Origin of the sequence: Aldersonia sp. NBC_00410 (genome assembly GCF_026342035.1) — a bacterium.
GTDB lineage: Bacteria > Actinomycetota > Actinomycetes > Mycobacteriales > Mycobacteriaceae > Aldersonia.
In genome coordinates, this window is the sequence record NZ_JAPENM010000005.1 from 150004 (window position 1) to 167588 (window position 17585).

The 17585-nt window shown below is 67.1% G+C and carries 17 protein-coding genes; all 17 read right to left on the minus strand.

The window, feature by feature from the left end; translation table 11 throughout:
- Positions 1-41: 41 nt before the first annotated feature.
- The 17 genes from OG921_RS13420 to OG921_RS13500 all read right to left on the minus strand — a co-directional run bounded on the left by OG921_RS13420 (position 42) and on the right by OG921_RS13500 (position 17319).
- A complete protein-coding gene (locus OG921_RS13420) occupies positions 42-1478 on the minus strand; it encodes a DEAD/DEAH box helicase (RefSeq protein ID WP_266112963.1) in 1437 nt (478 codons plus the stop codon).
- Between the two features lie 340 nt (positions 1479-1818).
- Entirely contained in the window at positions 1819-2313 is a 495-nt protein-coding gene (locus OG921_RS13425) for a flavin reductase family protein (RefSeq protein WP_266112964.1), read from the minus strand.
- Complete coding sequence (locus OG921_RS13430) at positions 2310-2819, minus strand: NADPH-dependent FMN reductase (RefSeq protein WP_266112965.1); 510 nt, start codon at positions 2817-2819, stop codon at positions 2310-2312. Before OG921_RS13430 ends, OG921_RS13425 begins: the two co-directional genes overlap by 4 nt.
- 411 nt (positions 2820-3230) lie before the next feature.
- Positions 3231-5018, minus strand: a complete 1788-nt coding sequence (locus OG921_RS13435) for an ABC transporter ATP-binding protein (RefSeq protein ID WP_266112966.1) — start codon at positions 5016-5018, stop codon at positions 3231-3233.
- Positions 5015-6892, minus strand: coding sequence for an ABC transporter ATP-binding protein (locus OG921_RS13440; protein ID WP_266112967.1), 1878 nt, complete (start codon positions 6890-6892; stop codon positions 5015-5017). The genes OG921_RS13435 and OG921_RS13440 overlap by 4 nt, the downstream gene beginning before the upstream one ends.
- A gap of 27 nt (positions 6893-6919) precedes the next feature.
- Entirely contained in the window at positions 6920-7957 is a 1038-nt protein-coding gene (locus tag OG921_RS13445; RefSeq protein ID WP_266112968.1) for an aldo/keto reductase, read from the minus strand.
- A complete protein-coding gene (locus OG921_RS13450) occupies positions 7954-9015 on the minus strand; it encodes an aldo/keto reductase (RefSeq protein ID WP_266112969.1) in 1062 nt (353 codons plus the stop codon). The genes OG921_RS13445 and OG921_RS13450 overlap by 4 nt, the downstream gene beginning before the upstream one ends.
- A 126-nt stretch (positions 9016-9141) precedes the next feature.
- A complete protein-coding gene (locus OG921_RS13455; protein WP_323182775.1) occupies positions 9142-10074 on the minus strand; it encodes a LysR family transcriptional regulator in 933 nt (310 codons plus the stop codon).
- Positions 10075-10182: 108 nt separating this feature from the next.
- Entirely contained in the window at positions 10183-10458 is a 276-nt protein-coding gene (locus OG921_RS13460) for a cytochrome C oxidase subunit IV family protein (RefSeq protein WP_266112971.1), read from the minus strand.
- A gap of 4 nt (positions 10459-10462) precedes the next feature.
- The gene (locus OG921_RS13465) at positions 10463-10984 is read right to left on the minus strand and encodes a cytochrome c oxidase subunit 3 (protein ID WP_266113218.1); all 522 of its coding nucleotides are present in this window, start codon (positions 10982-10984) and stop codon (positions 10463-10465) included.
- 141 nt (positions 10985-11125) lie between these two features.
- Positions 11126-11887 carry a hypothetical protein gene (locus OG921_RS13470; protein ID WP_266112972.1) on the minus strand — a complete coding sequence of 254 codons (762 nt, stop codon included), beginning with the start codon at positions 11885-11887 and terminating at the stop codon, positions 11126-11128.
- On the minus strand, positions 11884-12621 hold the full coding sequence (locus OG921_RS13475) for a hypothetical protein (RefSeq protein ID WP_266112973.1): 738 nt from the start codon (positions 12619-12621) through the stop codon (positions 11884-11886). The genes OG921_RS13470 and OG921_RS13475 overlap by 4 nt, the downstream gene beginning before the upstream one ends.
- Positions 12622-12726: 105 nt before the next feature.
- Complete coding sequence (locus tag OG921_RS13480; RefSeq protein WP_266112974.1) at positions 12727-13317, minus strand: TetR/AcrR family transcriptional regulator; 591 nt, start codon at positions 13315-13317, stop codon at positions 12727-12729.
- A 33-nt stretch (positions 13318-13350) separates the two neighbouring features.
- Positions 13351-14739, minus strand: coding sequence for an amidohydrolase family protein (locus OG921_RS13485; protein ID WP_266112975.1), 1389 nt, complete (start codon positions 14737-14739; stop codon positions 13351-13353).
- The gene (locus OG921_RS13490) at positions 14739-16007 is read right to left on the minus strand and encodes a CoA transferase (protein ID WP_266112976.1); all 1269 of its coding nucleotides are present in this window, start codon (positions 16005-16007) and stop codon (positions 14739-14741) included. The genes OG921_RS13485 and OG921_RS13490 overlap by 1 nt, the downstream gene beginning before the upstream one ends.
- Positions 15994-17013 carry an enoyl-CoA hydratase/isomerase family protein gene (locus OG921_RS13495; protein WP_266112977.1) on the minus strand — a complete coding sequence of 340 codons (1020 nt, stop codon included), beginning with the start codon at positions 17011-17013 and terminating at the stop codon, positions 15994-15996. Before OG921_RS13495 ends, OG921_RS13490 begins: the two co-directional genes overlap by 14 nt.
- Positions 17014-17082: 69 nt before the next feature.
- Positions 17083-17319: a bacterioferritin-associated ferredoxin gene (locus tag OG921_RS13500; protein ID WP_266113219.1), complete on the minus strand. Its 237-nt coding sequence runs from the start codon at positions 17317-17319 to the stop codon at positions 17083-17085.
- Positions 17320-17585 lie beyond the last annotated feature (266 nt).

Here is a 17585-nt window from a genome sequence, read left to right on the forward strand (position 1 = left end):
CCGCCGCATGGACGGTTCCCGATTCGGTGTGGAGATTATGACTACCGCGTGGCGCGCCGACGGTTCGGGGCACCGCCGCCCTGCGCGGACCGGGACCTGCCCTGGTCGGCTCGCGCGCCGTTCGTCGACGCGGCGCTTCGGTCGCCACCGTGTGCGGTGGTTCCCCGGGATGCGGTACCGCGCGAGCGCGACGACGTCTGGCCGGTGTGGCCGGCCGCCGGAGCGTTCGGTCCACCGCGACGACGACGCGGTCCGGAGGTACGTGCGCCACCGGGCTGGGCAGCAGTCGGAGTGCTGCTGGGCGCGCGGAACGGCGCAACCTCACCGACGAGCGCGTGGACGCTGGCCGAGTCGGCGTGCACCTGCTGCGGGGCTGCGTCGATCCCGGCGCGGCGAAGCAGTGTCTGGGTGTCCCTGCGCTGTTCCGGCAGCACGATCGTCACCACGTCGCCGGCGTTGCCTGCGCGTGCCGTGCGGCCGGAACGATGCAGATACGCCTTGTGTTCGGCCGGCGGATCGATATGGATAACCAGCTCGATGTCGTCGACATGCACTCCGCGAGCGGCGATATCGGTGGCCACGAGGACGCGGACGTCGCCGGCGCTGAACGCAGCCAGGTTGCGGTCGCGTGCGGGCTGCGAGAGGTTGCCGTGCAGGTCGACGGCGGGAATCCCGGCTGCGGTGAGGTCCTTGGCCAGCTTGCGTGCGTGATGCTTCGTGCGCAGGAAGAGGATTCGTCGTCCACTTCCGGAGGCGAGCCGGTGTGTCAGGTCCTTCTTCGCGTCTCTACCGGCGACGTGGAAGACGTGGTGGGTCATCGCGGCAACGGGGGAGTTCGCTTGGTCGACCGAGTGCAGTACCTCGTTGCGCAAGAATCGGTTGACCAGCTTGTCGACACCGTTATCGAGTGTCGCGGAGAACAGCATGCGCTGCCCACCCGCAGGCGTGGCGTTCAAAATCCTCGTCACACCGGGGAGAAAGCCGAGATCGGCCATGTGATCGGCCTCATCGATGACGGTCACCTCGACCGCGTCGAGCCGAATGAGCTTCTGCTTCATCAGATCTTCGAGCCGGCCCGGGCACGCCACGACGATGTCGACGCCTGCAGCAAGTGCTTTCACCTGCCGAGACTGGGAAACGCCACCGAAGATGGTGGTGACTCGAAGATTGTGAGCGGCCGCGAGCGGCTCGAGGGCGGCCGTGATCTGGGTCGCCAGCTCACGCGTCGGCGCGAGCACCAGCCCGGACGGACGAGACGCGGATCGCTTGCCGTCGGCCAAGCGGGTCACCAGCGGGATCGAGAATGCGAGGGTCTTCCCGCTTCCCGTCCGCCCGCGACCGAGCACGTCCCGGCCGGCGAGTGTGTCGGGCAGGGTCGCGGACTGGATCGGGAACGGCTGCTCGATGCCTCGCGCGGCGAGTGCGGCGATGATCGCGCGGCTCACGCCGAGGTCGGCGAATGTTTTGTCGGTGGTCATGGTTTGTGCGGGTCTCCAGGCATTGGTGGGCCGAGGCGCGGCAGAGTATGGCGCGGGATCGACACGGGTGGCGAGATTGCCGGTCGGCAAAATCGATCGCCGCGATACGTGCCTGTGCTGGTGCACTGATCACCGTGACTCGGCGCGCAGGCAGGAGAATCGGCCGGCGCCGCGAGGATGAGGAAGCGTTCACGACGTGCCGGATTCGATGGAACGAGTCCGGCTCGGTCACCAGCATAGCGGAAGCCCCGAGCAATCCTGTCTTTTGTGTTGCCGGTCACGGCATGGCCGCCTCGAGCGAATCGCTCACAGCATCCGAATGTCGGGGGCGTGAACGGCCTCAGACCCCCGGCGCCAGCCGGCGGAACTCGCTGCGGTGAAACACGATCGGCGCCACCTCCGACTGCACGTGCGCTTCGGTGATCCGCAACACCACGATCGCGTGGTCGCCCGCAGGGACCTGATCGGTCACCGTGGTGTCGAGCCAGACCGTCGCGCCGCCGATGAACAGCGCACCGTGCACGTTCGTCTCGGTGTGCAGTCCGGCGAAACGGTCGCCGGTGCGGGCAGCGAGCGTGCGCGCGGCGACGTCGTGTGCTTCGCCGAGAACGCTGATGCCGAGGTGTTCGACCGCGGCGAGCCGCGGCCAGGTCGTGGAGGTGTTCTGCACGCAGAACGCGACGAGCGGCGGATCCAGCGACACCGGCACGAAGGTGCTCGCGGCCATGCCGATCCGCTCGCCGTTCACTTCGGCGCAGACCGCAACGACGCCGCTGGGGACATGGCCGAATGCCTCGCGCAAGGCGGCGGGCTCGAGTGAGGTCAACGTGTTCATGCCTGCTCCGCCCGCACAGAAGTGGCCGCCCGCAGTACCGGCGCCCACCGCTGGGCGTACTCGGCGATCCGGCCGTCGCTGCGGTAACTGCTGTCGAGCAGATACAGCCCGGGCGCCGGGGTCGCGGCACCCAGTTCGGCGAGCACCGGCTTGAGCAGCAGTTCGGGAGCCAGCGCGTGTGCCGGGCCGGCGCCGAGCATCACCGGCACGGCGACGACGTCACGTAGTCCCTCGCCCGTCGCGAACTGGTCGAGGAACAGCTTCAGCACGCCCGTATAGGTGGCCTTGAACGTGGGACTTCCGATGACGACGAGGTCCGACTCGGCCACCGTCGCGACCGCCGCCGCAATCCGCTCATCCCCCCAGCCGAGCAGTCCGGGTCCGAGTTCGATGACGTCGATCACCGAATCCGGCGCCGAGCCCGTCACAGCCTCGGCAACGAGACCGACCGCCTCCAGGGTCCGCGAGCCGGTCTTGGGATTGCCGGCGACCACCGTTACTTTCATTTCGCACCCTTCGCGCTACTACGTTCTTTCTCCCCACCATAGGGCATGATGCTCCGGCGAATCCCTCTGCACCGGAGCGGAATTCGCTATGAATCAGGGTGATCGCAACCCTTGTCGAAACGCCCGACGGGCGTCACGATCCGTGAAAGGCGTGCCTGCATTGGCAGAACGTGGTGAACCACGTGGCGCAGTCGATTTCCACGACCTCGGCGCATCGGGCGGGGGGCGGAGTCCGGTTCAGGATCCGGTCGATCAGCCCTGCTCGCGCCGATGCGGCCTGGTGGCCACATGACGGGCACATCCCCGGCCGGTCGGCCACCGGGAGATCGTCTGTGTCGGACCAGTACATCGACACAGAATGCCGAGTCACCGACCGTGCGGCAATGATTGCGCTCACGGCGCAACCGAACGTCACAGACTGTTCATTGCCGCCCACTCGCCGTACAGCGCAGCGTACCGGCCACCGTGCGCCACCAGCTCGTCGTGCGGCCCGTGTTCGATGAGGCGGCCGCCGTGGAAGAGCGCGACGGTGTCCGCGGTCTCGGCGGTGATCATCCGGTGGGCAATCGTGACGGTGGTGCGGCCCTTGGTGAGCCGAGCCAACGCCTGTTGCACACGTACATCGGTCGCCGGGTCCACCCCACTGGTCGCCTCGTCGAGCACCAGCAGATCCGGGTCGATCAGGGCGGTGCGCGCCAACGCCACGAGCTGCCGTTCACCCGCCGAGAGCGCCTCGCCTCGGATTCCGGCGGCGGTGTCGAGTCCTTCCGGCAGACCGTCGACCCACTCCCGTAATCCGAGGTCGCCGAGGACCTCCAGCACATCTCGGCGTGTTGCACCCGGCCGGCCGAGCGCAATGTTGTCCAGGACGCTGCGATCGAAGAGGAATGCCTCCTGGGGGACGATCGCGATTCGCCGTGACAGCGAAGAATCGGTAATACGCCGCGCGTCGACGCCGGCGAGTTCGATTTCGCCACACGTCGGGACCAGCTGCCGGGTAATCAGCTTGGCGAAAGTTGATTTGCCCGAACCGGTCTCGCCAACGACGGCAACATGCTCATGTGGCGCGATGGTCAGGTCGATCCGCTGCAGCGCACGAGTGTCCGGCGTGTACCCGAACTCGACGCCGCGTAACCGTAGCGAAATCCCGCCTTCGGGCAGCGCAACCCCGGCATGGTCCGGGACCGCAGCCGAGGGCTCGGCGAGCAGGGCGAGAACCCGTCGCAGTCCCGCGACGGCGCTTTGCGAGTCGCCGAGAATCGACACCGAGAACTGCAGGGGCCGGACGAAAAATGTGATGAGAAACAGGAACGCGACGAGCCGGCCGGCGGTGAGGTCCAGCCATCCGATGTGCCCCGCGCCTGCGGCCGCCCCGAACAGCACCACAGTGGTGGTGATCACCCCACTCGCCGCTTCGCCGAGCGACATGTTGACGGCCAGCGGCCGTTGCGCGCGGAGCAGCTTCTGCTCGGTCCCGATGATCAGGTTGTCGACACGAGCGTGCACGAGGTCGGTCATCCCGTAGGACCGCGCGACCTCCACCCCGTGCAGCATCTCCGAGATACCGTCGTAGAGCGCCGCCACTGCGATCCGCACGTCGCCGAAGCGGCGGGCAATCACGCGCTGGGTAAGTCGCATGGCGATGACCGCGAGGACCGACACTCCGATCACCAGCAGCGCCAACGGCCAGCTGTAGACGAGCATCACCGCAGCTGCCATGAACATCTGCGCGAGATTCGAGACGAGCGTGACGCCACCGGCCTGAGTGAACTGCGAAACGGTGTCGACATCGCTGGTGACGCGGGACACGAGGGAGCCGCGGCGCCGGTCGTCGAGGGTGCCGGGCGCGAGCGCGAACACATGCGCGAACGCTCGCTCACGAAGCTGGGCGAGCGCTGTCTCCGCGGTGCGCACGAGGCGGCGATTGAGCAGAAGAGACGACACTCCCGCCACGGTCACCGCTACCGCACCGATGGTGATCGCCACCGGTAGAACGTGTCCGTCCTCGGACGCGGTGGGATGCAGCAGCGTGTGGTCGAGCGCGTACTGGATCGTCAACGGCACGACTATTCGCCCGCCCGCACCGGCGATCGCGAGGAGCGCGGTCAGCCAGACTCCGGTGAACAACCCCGGAGTGTAGGAGAATCCCGTGCGCAGGGAGAGCGTCGCCGTGCGCAACCGGGCAACGACACGATTCATCGCCCGCCGCCGGAAACCGGTATCGCGGTACCTGTTTCGATGGGCGATCCGTATGCCTCGACGATGGCGCGGTATCGGGTGTCTCGGTCGAGCAATTCGGCGTGGGTTCCGGTGGCAGCAATCCGGCCACCGTCGAGCAGCACCACCCGGTCCGCGAGCGTGACGGACGTCTTTCGGGCGGCCGTGATGACGATCGTGCAGCGCCGCTGAGGTCCGCCTGCGGCGACGAACTCGCTGCGGATGTTTTCCAGTACCGTCCTTTCGACCGACGGGTCGAGCGCACTGGTCGCGTCGTCGAGGATCAGCAGTGACGGTGACCCGGCGAGTGCCCGTGCGAGCGCGATCCGTTGGCGCTGGCCTCCGCTGAGCGCAGTGCCGAGTTTGCCCACCCGTGCATTCAGGCCTGCCGGGTTTCGGTGCACGAAACCATCGGCCGCTGCCAGGCGGAGGGCGCGCCATACCGCGTCGTCGTCGAGATCGCGACCGACGGTGACGTTCGCTCGAACGGTGTCGTCGAACAGGAAGGTGTGTTGCCCGACCACGGCTACGCGGGATTCGACCGCACCGCGCGCGAGAGTTCGAACATCCACACCGTCGTACGCGACGATGCCCTCGTCGGGATCGACCGTGCGGGCGAGTAACCGAACGAGTGTCGATTTCCCCGATCCGGTGGTGCCCACAACCGCGACGACATCACCGGCGTCGATCATCAGGTCGATCGGACCGAACGGTGGTCCGGGTGTTGCGGGATCGCCGTGCCGGTACGTGACCGCCTCGATCCGAACCGCAATCGGTGCCCGGCCGGCCAATTCGGCGGTACCGGCCACCGCGAACTGCGTGGATTCGAGAACCTGCTTCGTCCGGTGCTGGCCGACCACGGCCAGCGGGACGACACCGAGGAACCTGCCGATGATGTTGAGCGGCAGGGCCATCGTGAGGAAAAGATAGATTGCCTCGACCAAGATGCCGACCGTGAGATCACCCGAGGACACGCGTTGTGCGCCAACCGCGAGGACGACCAGTACGGTCGCGGTCGGCGTCAGCTCGACAATTGGGTCGAAAGCGGCACTGGCGTAGGCCATTCTGGTGTTGTTGCCCCGGACGTGCTGCGCGGCCTGCGCGAAGCGCGCGGTCTCGTCCGCCGAAATGCCCAACGTCCGGACCACCTGTTCGCCCTCGATCGCTTCGAACGCGACACTGCTGAGGTCGGCGCGGGCACGCTGTGCAGCCCGGGCTCGTGGGGACATCACCCGTTGAAAACACAGATTCGCGACAAGGATCGCCGTGACCATCGCGACGGCAACCACTGCCAGGTACCGGTCTGCGCGCACGATGTTCACCACGGCGACGAGAAGCATGAAGACGCTACCCGCGGCGAACGCGAAGAATTGCATCGGAAACCACTGCGCGTCGACGTCGGACACCGTGTTCGAGAGCAACTGCCCCGCGGAGTGTCGTCGGTGCCACCGCACATCCAGTCGGCCGAACTGATTGACCAGCGCCCGGCGGGTGTTCGCCTGCTCACCGAACTGGACCACGGCAGCCGAAAGCGACCGCGTCACAATGGTGACGACCCGCAGCAACGAGACCCCGAGGATCGCGGCCGCCGTCAGCAGCCAGGTCCGCGCCGGCACCTGCTCGCCCGTGAAGACGGGCAGGATGAGATGGTCGGTGGCCCGGCCGATTGCAATGGCGCTGAGCACCATCGTCGCTCCGTTGACCATTCCCGCGACGAACGACACCGGGGTGGCGATCGGATATCCACGGCTGCCGCGCAACATCACCCGCACGGCGCTGCGTAGGATTTTCCGCGTACCTATCGAGTCCAGACCGTCATGACCGAGTGCGACACCGAGGCCGGAGCGCATGGTCATCGTGCATCACCCGCTCCGGCCGCGTGTTCATGCCGCACGGCGTCGGAGCGCGGGATCGGCCAATGCGTCGGGGATCTTGCCGGTGTCGCGGTCGTGGAAAACCGTGCCGGGCGGCACGATTTCGTCGACCCGGTCGAGCGTTTCGGGTGCGAGCGTCGACTCCGCCGCGGCGAGGTAGGTCTCGAGGTGGTCGAGGGTGCGCGGGCCGATGATCACCGAGGTCACGTCGGGGTGCGCGAGTGTGAAGGCGAGCGACAGATCGATCAGGCCGATGCCGAGATCCTCGGCCAGTACCGCGAGCGCGTCCGCGGCGGCGAGCTTGTCGGCGTTCTCGGGGGCATCGATATCGAACCGGCCCGGGATGAGGTCCGCGCGGAATGAGTGTGGCTGAGCCGCGCCGTGACGGTACTTACCGCTGAGCCACCCCGCCGCGAGCGGCCCGTAGGTGAGCACCCCGAGTCCGTACTTGCGTGCAATGGGCAGAGTTTCGCGCTCGATACCCCGGGTCAGCAGCGAGTAGGGCACCTGCTCGCTCGACGGGCGCACGAGGTTGCGGTCGTCTGCCACCCATTGCGCCTCGATCAGTTCCCCGGGGGAGAACACCGACGTGCCGTAGTAGCGGATCTTGCCCGCCTGCACGAGATCATCGAGGGCGCCGACAGTTTCCTCGATCTCGGTGGCCGTCTCGGGCCGATGCACCTGGTAGAGGTCGAGGTGATCGGTGTCGAGTCGGCGCAGGCTGTCCTCGATCGCGCGGCTGATCCAGCGTCGCGAGTTGCCCCGGTGGTGCGGATTGTCGTCGACGGGGTTGTGGAACTTGCTGGCCAGGATGACATCGTCGCGCCTGCCGCGAAGCGCCTTGCCGACGATCTCCTCGGACTCGCCGTGCGAGTAGGTGTCCGCGGTGTCGACGATGTTGATCCCTGCATCCAGGGCGCGATGGATGACCCGGATGCTGTCGTCGTGGGTCGTCCGGCCGCGCGCGCCGAAGTTCATCGTGCCGAGCGTGAGCGGGCTGACCCGGATACCGGTCCGGCCGAACGTGCGCAGATCGGGCAAGCTCATCGGTTGGCTCCCAATTCGATGCGCTGGTCGTTGACCCGTCGGCGTTGTCCGGCCTCGGTCAGTGACGGCGGAAGATAGCCCTCGTCGGCGGCGCTGATCGTCACTCCGGGTGCGATGATCTCGTCGATTCGGTCCAGGACGTCGCTGTCGAGGCGGACGTCGATCGCGCCGAGCTGGCCCTCGAGCTGCTCGAGCGTGCGTGGTCCGATGATCGCGCTGGTGACCGCCGGATGCTGCAGCACGAACGCCAATGCCAGCTGTACCAGCGAGATTCCGGTGTCGTCGGCGAGTTTGAGCAGCTCCTCGGCTGCGGCACGCTTGCGCTGGTTGGCGGCGAGTTCCGGATCGTGGCGATGCGGCTGGCGACCGAGACGGCTGGATTCGGTGGTGGGGGATTCACCGGCGCGGTGCCGACCGGACAGCCATCCGCCGGCCAGTGGGCTCCAGGTCAGCACACCAAGCCCGTACTTCTGTGCGATCGGCAAGGTTGCCCGTTCGGCTCCCCGCGCGAGGATGGAGTACGGCGGCTGCTCGGAGACCGGTCGCTGCAGCTGTCGACGTCGTGCCGCCCACTGCGCCTCGACGAGCTGATGCGGTTCGAAGGTCGTGGTACCGAAGTATCGGATCTTGCCCTGGCGCACCAGGTCGTTCAATGCACCGAGCGTCTCCTCCAGGGCGGTGTCCGGGTCGGGGCGGTGCGCCTGATACAGGTCGAGGTGGTCGGTCTGCAGGCGGCGCAGACTGTCCTCCACCGCGCGGAATATCCAGCGTCGCGAGTTGCCGCGGTGGTTGGGATCCGACCCGATCTGGCCGTGGAACTTACTGGCCAGGAACACCTCGTCGCGCCGGCCGAGCAGCGCTTTGCCGACGATTTCTTCGTTCTCGCCCTGGGAGTAGACGTCGGCGGTGTCGACGACGTTGATACCCGCGTCGAGGGCGCGGTGGATGATGCGGATCGCGTCGTCATGGTCGGTGTTGGCCCACACCCCGAAGTTCATGGCGCCGAGGGCAAGCGGGCTCACCAACACGCCCGTGCGGCCGAATTGACGGTAACTCATACGGTCTCTGCTTTCGTCGCGGGTGCGGGCAACATGATCATCCGCAGTTCAGTGTCGGAGTCGCCCCGCCCACGAACAATGCATGGCGACTACGGGATTCGTTAAGAATTTCTCGACACGTATCCCTCATGAAGCCAGTGACAGCGGCGCCGCGGCCGCGCGCAATGCCCGGACCGCAGCCGCTACCGCCGGCCGTTTCAACGACGCCTGTCGATAGGTGACTCCGATTTGTCTGGCACCGTTGCGGATCGGGCACGCGATGAGATGACGATGCGCCTGCGCTACCGCCATCTCCGGCAGCACGGCGACCCCGAAACCGGCGTCGACCATCTGCGCCATCGTGTCGAACGTGCCGCATCGATGTTCGATGCGGGGCGTGAACCCCGCCTGCCGGCAAGCGAAGGTGACCGAGACGATCGCGGGCGCGCCATCGGCCGTGGCAATCCAATCCGCGTGGGCGACCGCGGCCAGACCGTCGGTTCGCGCCCGTTCACGAAGCGGTTCGGGAGCCAGCAGGACCAGCGGATCGTCGAGCAGGTACTCCGAGGCGAGGCCGGGCGGCAGTTCGCGTGCTTCGAACGAGTAGGTGTAGGTAATCGCGAGATCGATCTCCTGACGGCGTACCGCGGGTACCGAGTCGGTCGGCATCGCATCGATGACCCGGACCCGCAGTCCCGGGTGATCGGCGCCGAGCCGGCCCGCAGCCGGAAGTGCCAGCCGGCCAAGCGCTGTCTGGAAAGTTGCGAGCGTGAGCACGCCGGTGACCGATTCGCCGGTCGCGGCGACGGCACTTTCGGCTTCCTCCAGCGCCGCGACAACTCGAGCAGTGTGGTCGACGAGGATTCGTCCGGCGTGCGTCAATCGAAGGACACGGCCCTCCCGGCGGGTCAGTGCCGTGCCCACTTCGTCCTCCAGTTGGCGCAGCTGTTGCGAGACCGCAGAGGTGGTGATGCCGTGAAGTTCCGACACGGCGGTCATCGTCGTGTGTTCCGCGAGGTCGCGAAGCAGTATCAACCGTCGAACGTCGTACACAAAGGTCCTCGTGTCGCTGTGTGCCACCGGAAGAACGTCCGGCGGTCGCGTTCGATCCTGCGCTCAGCTCATCGTGCAGCACAGCTTTGCGATCAGCGCGATTCTGTCAAGGACGCCGCGACCTCCGGCAGGCGCTCAGATCAGGTAGATCGCCAGGACACTGCCCCAGAACAGCACCAGCCAGCCGTCGACGGTGAGGCGCAACCAGGTCGGCGCGACGCGCACTTCCATGAAGTTCTGCGTGATCAGCCGCACCTTGATGAGCCCGATAGCGAGGACCGCGAGTGTGATCGGCATGCTCGCAGCGAAGTTGCCGTCCGTGCGGGTGTGGGCCAGGCCGCCCGACAATATGGTCACCGCGCAGAGCGCCAGCCAGACGTAGGTGGCGCGCGCGTTGGCGGAAATCTTCACTGGTTCACCTCATCACGTAGATCAGCGCGAATATCACGACCCACAGCAGGTCCACCAAGTGCCAGTAGATCGCTCCGCTCTCGACAATCGACACACGTCGTAGCTCGCTGTTGCGAAGGTTGGCAACGACGACCCCGAGGATGACCAGGCCGAGTGCGACATGGAAGAGGTGCACGCCGGTGAGCATGTAGTAATACATGAAGAAGTCGCTGCTGGTTATGGTCTGGTCGCCCTGGATCTCGGAAATCCATTCGTAGGCCTTGATCGCAATGAACACGACGCCACAGAGCCCGCCCAGCAGAGTCAGGTTCGTGGCACGTCGGTGGTCGCCAACCCGCGCGGCGTTCACGGCCAGCGCGACACACCACGAACTGGTCAACAGCACCAGCGTATTGACCAGGCCGGCATCGAGATTCAGGTGCTGCTGCGCGGCCAGGAAGGCGTCGCGGTGCTCGCTGCGCGCAATCATGAAGATGACGAAATAGGCGCCGAAAATGAACAGGTCGCCGATGACGAACACCCACATGCTCGTATCGCCCTGCTGATGCAGGCCCGGTGGCGCGGCTGCCTGCGCTCCGGGTGGCGCGTCGCCGGGCCCGGTTTCGTTCGCCAGTTCGGTCTCGGTCATTCGCGCTTCCTCGTTCGACGGTGCATCGGGCACATCCGATCAGTCCGGAACACGCTCATCGGCGGGTTGCCGTTTCACGGCGCGGTAGAGCAGCACGATCAGGCAGCACTCCCAGATACCGAAGATTGCGGTGCCCATCCAGAAACTGATCGAGCCGTCCCACGCGAACGGGCCGTCGGTGAAGAGGAAGATCGGCGCGGCCATCAGTTCGGTGACGATCTGCCAAATCGTGATGTAGGCAAACCATTTCGGGAAGATCTCGTTCTTGTCGAGGAATATGGCGAGGGCGAGAACCAGGTACGCGGTGGCGAAACAGCCGAGCGAGCCGACGAAGGTCATCATCCCCATGTCGTAGAGCAGGGCGATGATCCGCGGATCACGATCGGGCCGCAGCGTCGCGGTGAGAAAGCTCAACGCACAGAACAGGCAGCCGGGCAGCGCGCCCACCGCCAACGCCACGATGTAGGAGTAAGCGAACACGGACCCGACCGACATGCGCTTGATCTGCAGTGCGATCAAAGCGTTGGCGACAGTGGCGAATCCGACCACCACCAGCAGGATCCCGAACCCGATCTTGATGGTCAGCGAGTGTGATTCGACGAAGTCGACAATCTGCTGGGTCGACAGGCCCGGCTTGGGAGGCGGCATCACATGCGCCAGTGGGACGAAGATGATGCCGAAAAGCAGGTAGTAGACCGGGATTGTCCAGAAGGCGATTCGCAGGTCGAGCTTCTCGCGTGACTTTGCTGCAGGCGGCTGGGCCCGCTCGACGTCCGGATCGGTCGAGGTGGTGCTGCTCATTGCGCGGCGCCCACGGGCTCGGCGGCAACGCTCGCGGTCGCTTGCTCCTCGGCGGCCTGCCGCTTCACGGCCGCCCAGGCAACGACGATGAGGACAACGAGGAACACGCTGTAGACGACGATCCGAAGCCAGAACGAGATCGCGCCGTCCCAGGCAAATGGACCCGATGTCACCAAAGCGGCACCCGCAGACGGCACGAGCGCAATTGCCGTAACAACGGAGAGGTGGCCAACCCAGCGCGGGAAGATCGGCTGCGGTCGGGCGTCGAGATAGATCGCCAGCGCAAGGGTCAGGCACTGCACGAGGAGCATGCTGACCGGCGCGAGGAACGTAATCCAGGCCATGTCGTTGAGCAGCATGACGAGCTCGGCGTCGCGCTCCGGGCGGAACGCGGCGATGAGCCAGAACAGGTTGGACAGGGCGAACAGTGTGGTGCCCGTGGCGACCGCCGCGAGGAAGGCGTACGGCAGGACCTGCGTCGGGGTCGACATTCGTTTCATCTGCTCGACAACGACCATGTAGAACGGCACGAGCATGACTCCGCAAACGTCGAACACGATCATGCTGAACCGGATCATCGGCGCGTTGTCGCGGTAGAAGTCGGCGACTTCATTGGCCGGAGTGAGCGGTGACATCGGCGGGAAGAATCCTGGGAACGCCAGAAATGCGATGACCAGGATGGCGCCGAAGAAGACGGCAAGCCAGAGGCTGATCAGTTGAGTGCGGATGTGCATGAGTGCGCTACGCCCTTTCAAAGCAGCGAACGCTGCGAGACGGCGACGAAGGGAATCCTTCGGTTGTGTGCGAGGCTAGCCGATCGGCTACCCTCGCGGCAATGGTCAATCCGGCAGGTGCAGCAATCGCTGCGTGACCAGCAGTAACTCGGTCCGCAGTTCGTCGTTGTCCATATCGGCGACGAGTGGATTGATCACCGCGCCGGCGAGAGCCGCCGAGAGAATGGCCGCGAGCACGCGGGCGCGTGGCCCGACATCCTCGCCGAGCAGTACGGCGTACAGCCGGTTGAGGAAATCCTGGAACGGTTGATGTTCGGCGAGCAACCGAACGATCACGGGATCGTGCTGCAGTGTGCTCACCCACCGGCGCCGCTCCACGGCCATGTCGATGACGGCGGCGAGCAACAACAAGCGTGCGCGCGAATGCTGTTTTTCCGCCTCCGCGGCGTCGAGCGCGTCCTGCAGCTTCGCCAGTTCGCGCTCGGTCACCGCGATGACGATCTCGTCCTTGGACTTGAACTTGTGATAGACCGCAGCCTTCGTGACACCGACCGAATTCGCGATCATTTGCAGCGACGTGCCGCTGACGCCGTGCTCGCCGATGAGGTCGAGCGCCGCGTCGAGAATGCGGGTCTGCGCGGCGCTGCGTGGCACAGCGTCGAGCCGGGGCGCGACGACCGGGCCGGGGGAGACCATGCGCGCCAGGGTAGCCGATCGGCTAACCGGCCGTCACGGATCGAATTCGCGCACCCGACCGTCGATGACGACATCGCGCACCAAGCTGCGGTGCGGAGTGGTCAATGCCTCGCGCAGCGGCACGTGCAGCAAGCAGAGATCGGCCACCGCGCCAGCGACGACCCGCCGTGGTGCACCCCCGGGATCGTCGGGCGCCCCCAGATACCCGGCGAGTGCGGTTGCGGCGGAGACACGTTCGGCTTCGCCCAGGATCGCGCCGGATTCGCTACGGCGCTGCATTGCGGCGTCGATCACCTGCCATGGGTCGAGCGGGCCGTAAGGTGCATCGCTCGACAGCGCCACCGGAACTCCGCTCGCGAGCAGGCCGGCATGCGGATACAGGTGCGGACGATCATCCGGGTCGACGTCGCGGAGGTAGGCATCGCCGCGCGCGTGCAGAAAGCCCGGCTGGGTGACGACCCGGACGCGCAGCGCTGCCATCCACTCGGCGACCCCCGTCGGGACCACGCCGGCATGCTCGATCCGGTCGCCGTCCCGCGTCCCGACATCGTCGAGCACGGCGAGGGTGAGCAGCAGCGATTCCCGGCTTACGCAGTGCACGGCGACCGCGCGGCGGGAGCGGTGTACCGCCTCGATCTGCACGTGCAACTCGTCGAACGTCGGTAGATCGTGGTCGCGCAGCAGAAGTTTGTACGGTCCGGCGACGACACCGTCGGGCAGCTCGGTATCCGGCGCGGCACCGAGCAATACGACGCGCTGGGCGAGCGCGCCGGATCGGTGGGCCGCGGTGATCAGGTCGATCGCCGCCGCGTCGAGATCGGGTGTGGCATCGGTGACCCCGGTGATCCCGTAGCTGTCGAGTTCGGCGCCGAGTGCGTCCAGATCCGGTGGGTCGGCCGCGAGTCCCGCACGCAAGCGGGCGTCGTAGCGCCAGAGTCGCCCGTTCGGCTGGCCGAGATCGTCGCGCTCGACATCGAGCGAGTCATCCAGAACATCCGAAACGACAGACAGAGCAGCCGAATTGAGCATCCACAGTGCACCACTGCGGTGCTGAATCCGAACCGGGCGGTCGGGAACCCAACGGTCGAGCACGGTCCGATCCAGTTCGCCCGCGACCGACTCGTGGTAGTTCGTGCCGCGGAACCATCCCGAGCCTCCCTCGACCGTCAGCGCGTGCTGCAGTCCGGTCGCGTCGCGTACCGCAGGCGGCCCGCAGTCGATCGACCGACGAGCGGCGGCAGTCGCCAACAGATGCAGGTGATGGTCGTGCAGTCCCGGCAGGAGCACCCCTCCGCGACCGTCGAGAACGGTCGCCTCGTCGTCGGTGGCCAGTTCGGTTCCGACCTCGGCGACCCGTGTACCGGCGACGCGCACATCGACGCGCGCGCCGTTTACCTCGACGTTGCGAAACAGTAAGCCCATCACTGCCTTCCGAGCCACCGGGCGTTGGCGGCACCGAGTGCGGCGGCAGCGACCCTGGGCGTACGCGCCACCGGGTCGTGGACCGGGAATCGCCCGCCGGAGGTGTGTACCCACCAGGTGTCGTCGTGGAAGTGCACGCAGTGCTCCTCGGCCGGCGGTCCAGCGGCAGCCTCGGCCGCGACATGCAGCATCGACACGTCGATCAGGCACGCGCGCTCGGCCAACAGCGCGGTACTCGCGCTTGCCGCGGCGCGCACACCTGCCAGGGGGTCGGCCAACGCGTCACCACAGGGGAGCAGGTCGGTGCCGTCGGCGACCACGAAACCCGCCGCAGCCGCGACGTCGTCGCCGAATCCGACGCCATCGTCGTCGCGACCGCGTGCGGTGATCGACAGCCAGGACGTGCCCGCCGCGACGATCTCGGTGGCCTCGATGCCGAGTTGCGCGAGCGCGCGTGGCCGCGATGATTCCAACACCAGGTCGGCATCGGCCAGCAGTTCACGCAGCGCATCGATTGCTTGGGGATCGTGAAAGTCCAACGCCACCATGTCATGTCCGCCGTGCAAGAGATCGAAGAAGCGTGCCGGGCCGAACCGGGCACCGTCCGGGCGACGCGTGCTCTCCACCTTGATGATCTCGGCGCCCCCGAGGTCGAGCAGGTGGGCGCACAACGGGCCGGCCCAGAGCGCGGTGAGGTCGACGACGCGGGGTCGCTCTCGGCGATGCCGGCGCGGTCCGTACTCGCTGACGAGCACACCGGCGCGATCCGTGCGGTGCGGATCGGGAACGGCACCGCCGGCCATGCCGAGAAGTGCAACGCGTTCGGCCGCCGCCCGTGTCGTCGTCGACGCCGCCCACGCCGAGACCGCGACCCAGACGTCGGGTGGAACGTCGGATTCGATCAGCGCCGGGATCAGTTCGAGGTCGCTCGGCCGGGGGAGTGACAGTCCGAGCCACCCGTCGCTCGTCGCGAGGACACGAAACGCGCCGCCACAAGACAGCGGGCCGGCGCGTTGCAAGCCGGCGATGGCCGCGCGCTCACCGAGTATCTGCGCGCCGGGGAGCGCCGGTGCGCGCCCGGTGCGCTGCACAGTGGTTTCGGCGACGTCGCGCAGTGCCGCCGTGGTCATCGTCGCGGCGCTGCCCGGTGCCGCGATCGGTGGGCCGTCGCGTCGGCCGGTCAGCGCCATGGCGCCGGAGGCCGCCCATTCGCGCAGTTCGCCGGAGGCCGCCCATTCCCGCAGGTGGTCGGTGTCAGGTTCGGCCATCGACCAGGCCCCATTCCAGGGCGGTCTCGGCGCCGACCGGTCGAGCGGTGAGGGCGAGAAAGGCGGTGCGCCACTTGCCGATTCGACGTGGAATGCTCACCGTGCCCCCGGCGCCCGGGACCAGGCCCATGGTGAGCTCCGGTAGCCGGAACGTTGCGTCATCGTGAGCCAGGATCTGCCCGGCAAATGCGGGAACCTCGATACCGGCGCCGATACAGGAGCCGTGTACTACGGCACGCACCCGCTCCGCGATACGGTGCACGGCGAGCCCCGCGCTGCGCTGCAATCGCACCAGATGGGCGGCAGCAACGTCGGTCGCGGTGCCGAACTCGTCGAGATCACCTCCGCTGCAGAAGGATCGGCCGTTTCCGCGCAAGACGACCCGGGTGATGGAGGGGTCGTACTCGGCCACCGCCATGGCCTCGATGACGCCGTCGCGGACCTGGCGGGCGAAAGCGTTGTGCCGCTCGGGCCGGTTCAATGTCACGGTGAGTTCGTCACCGTCGCGGTCGAGCAGGACCGGTTCGATGCAGTCCGGCACCGGACGGCGCGGAGTGCTGCGCCGCCATTGCGCGAATTCCGGTCCGGCGAGCAGCATCGAGTAGGCGAGCGATTCCGCGACGAGTCCGTTTTCCACGTCGGTGGCGGTGGTGAGGTCGAGCAGGGAGGTGAGCGCGAGCGACGCGCGAGGTGCGGCGCCGACGGTGTCGGTAATCGCGCCGAGATCCTCGCGCCCGCCGGTGACCCAAGTGCGCCCGGGGCCACTCGGCGCGAGCGTGCAGGCCAGGGACTCGAGCAGCGGGGCAGCCTGCTCGGGCAGGGGTTGGTTCGCGATGCCGACGACGACCACGGTTCGGTTGCGCAGTGCGGCCACCGCATCGTCGAGGTGGGCCCATTCGTCCCGGTCGAGATCGACGACGACCAGTGGTTCGTCGGGAATCATCGTGTCGCCGACGGACAGACTCGCGCACCCGGCGGCGACGTCGGCGAGTCCCCTCGGTTTCACAACGACCTCCGATCGGCAGGTACCCGAATCGTAGGCCGGTGGTGCGAGGTTCCGAGTCGAGGGGATCGGTCAGGCCGAACGACCGATCACCCCGACATGTTCGCGCCGCAGCGGGCGCGCCGGCGCGGGTTCGTCGTCCTGCTCGCTGTTCGCGGCGGCGATGATGGACTGCACCGTCCGGCGGCATCGGCCGCAGTCCGTGCCGGCACCACATGCCGCCGCAACCTGATTCGAGGTGCACGCGCCGCGCGCCACCACCTCGGCGACCTCGCGTGAGGTCACCCCATGGCACAGACAGACGTACATCGGGGGTGCGCCTATCCCGCCGATTTCCAACCGCACGGCAATCCGCAGGTGGCAACAAGCTCGCGGTCGACGGCGCCATCCGCGTATGTACGCGCCGTGACCACCGCCTCGGCGGGATAGCCGCAGCGCGGGCACTTTTCGAAATAGTCGAGGGCCGGAGCGACCGTGACGCGGATAGGTTCGGCGTCATGCATTGGTGCGGTCACGGTTGCCTCCGACCTGATGTGTCGATGTTGCACGAATGCCGCACCGACCGAAGTTAGGTT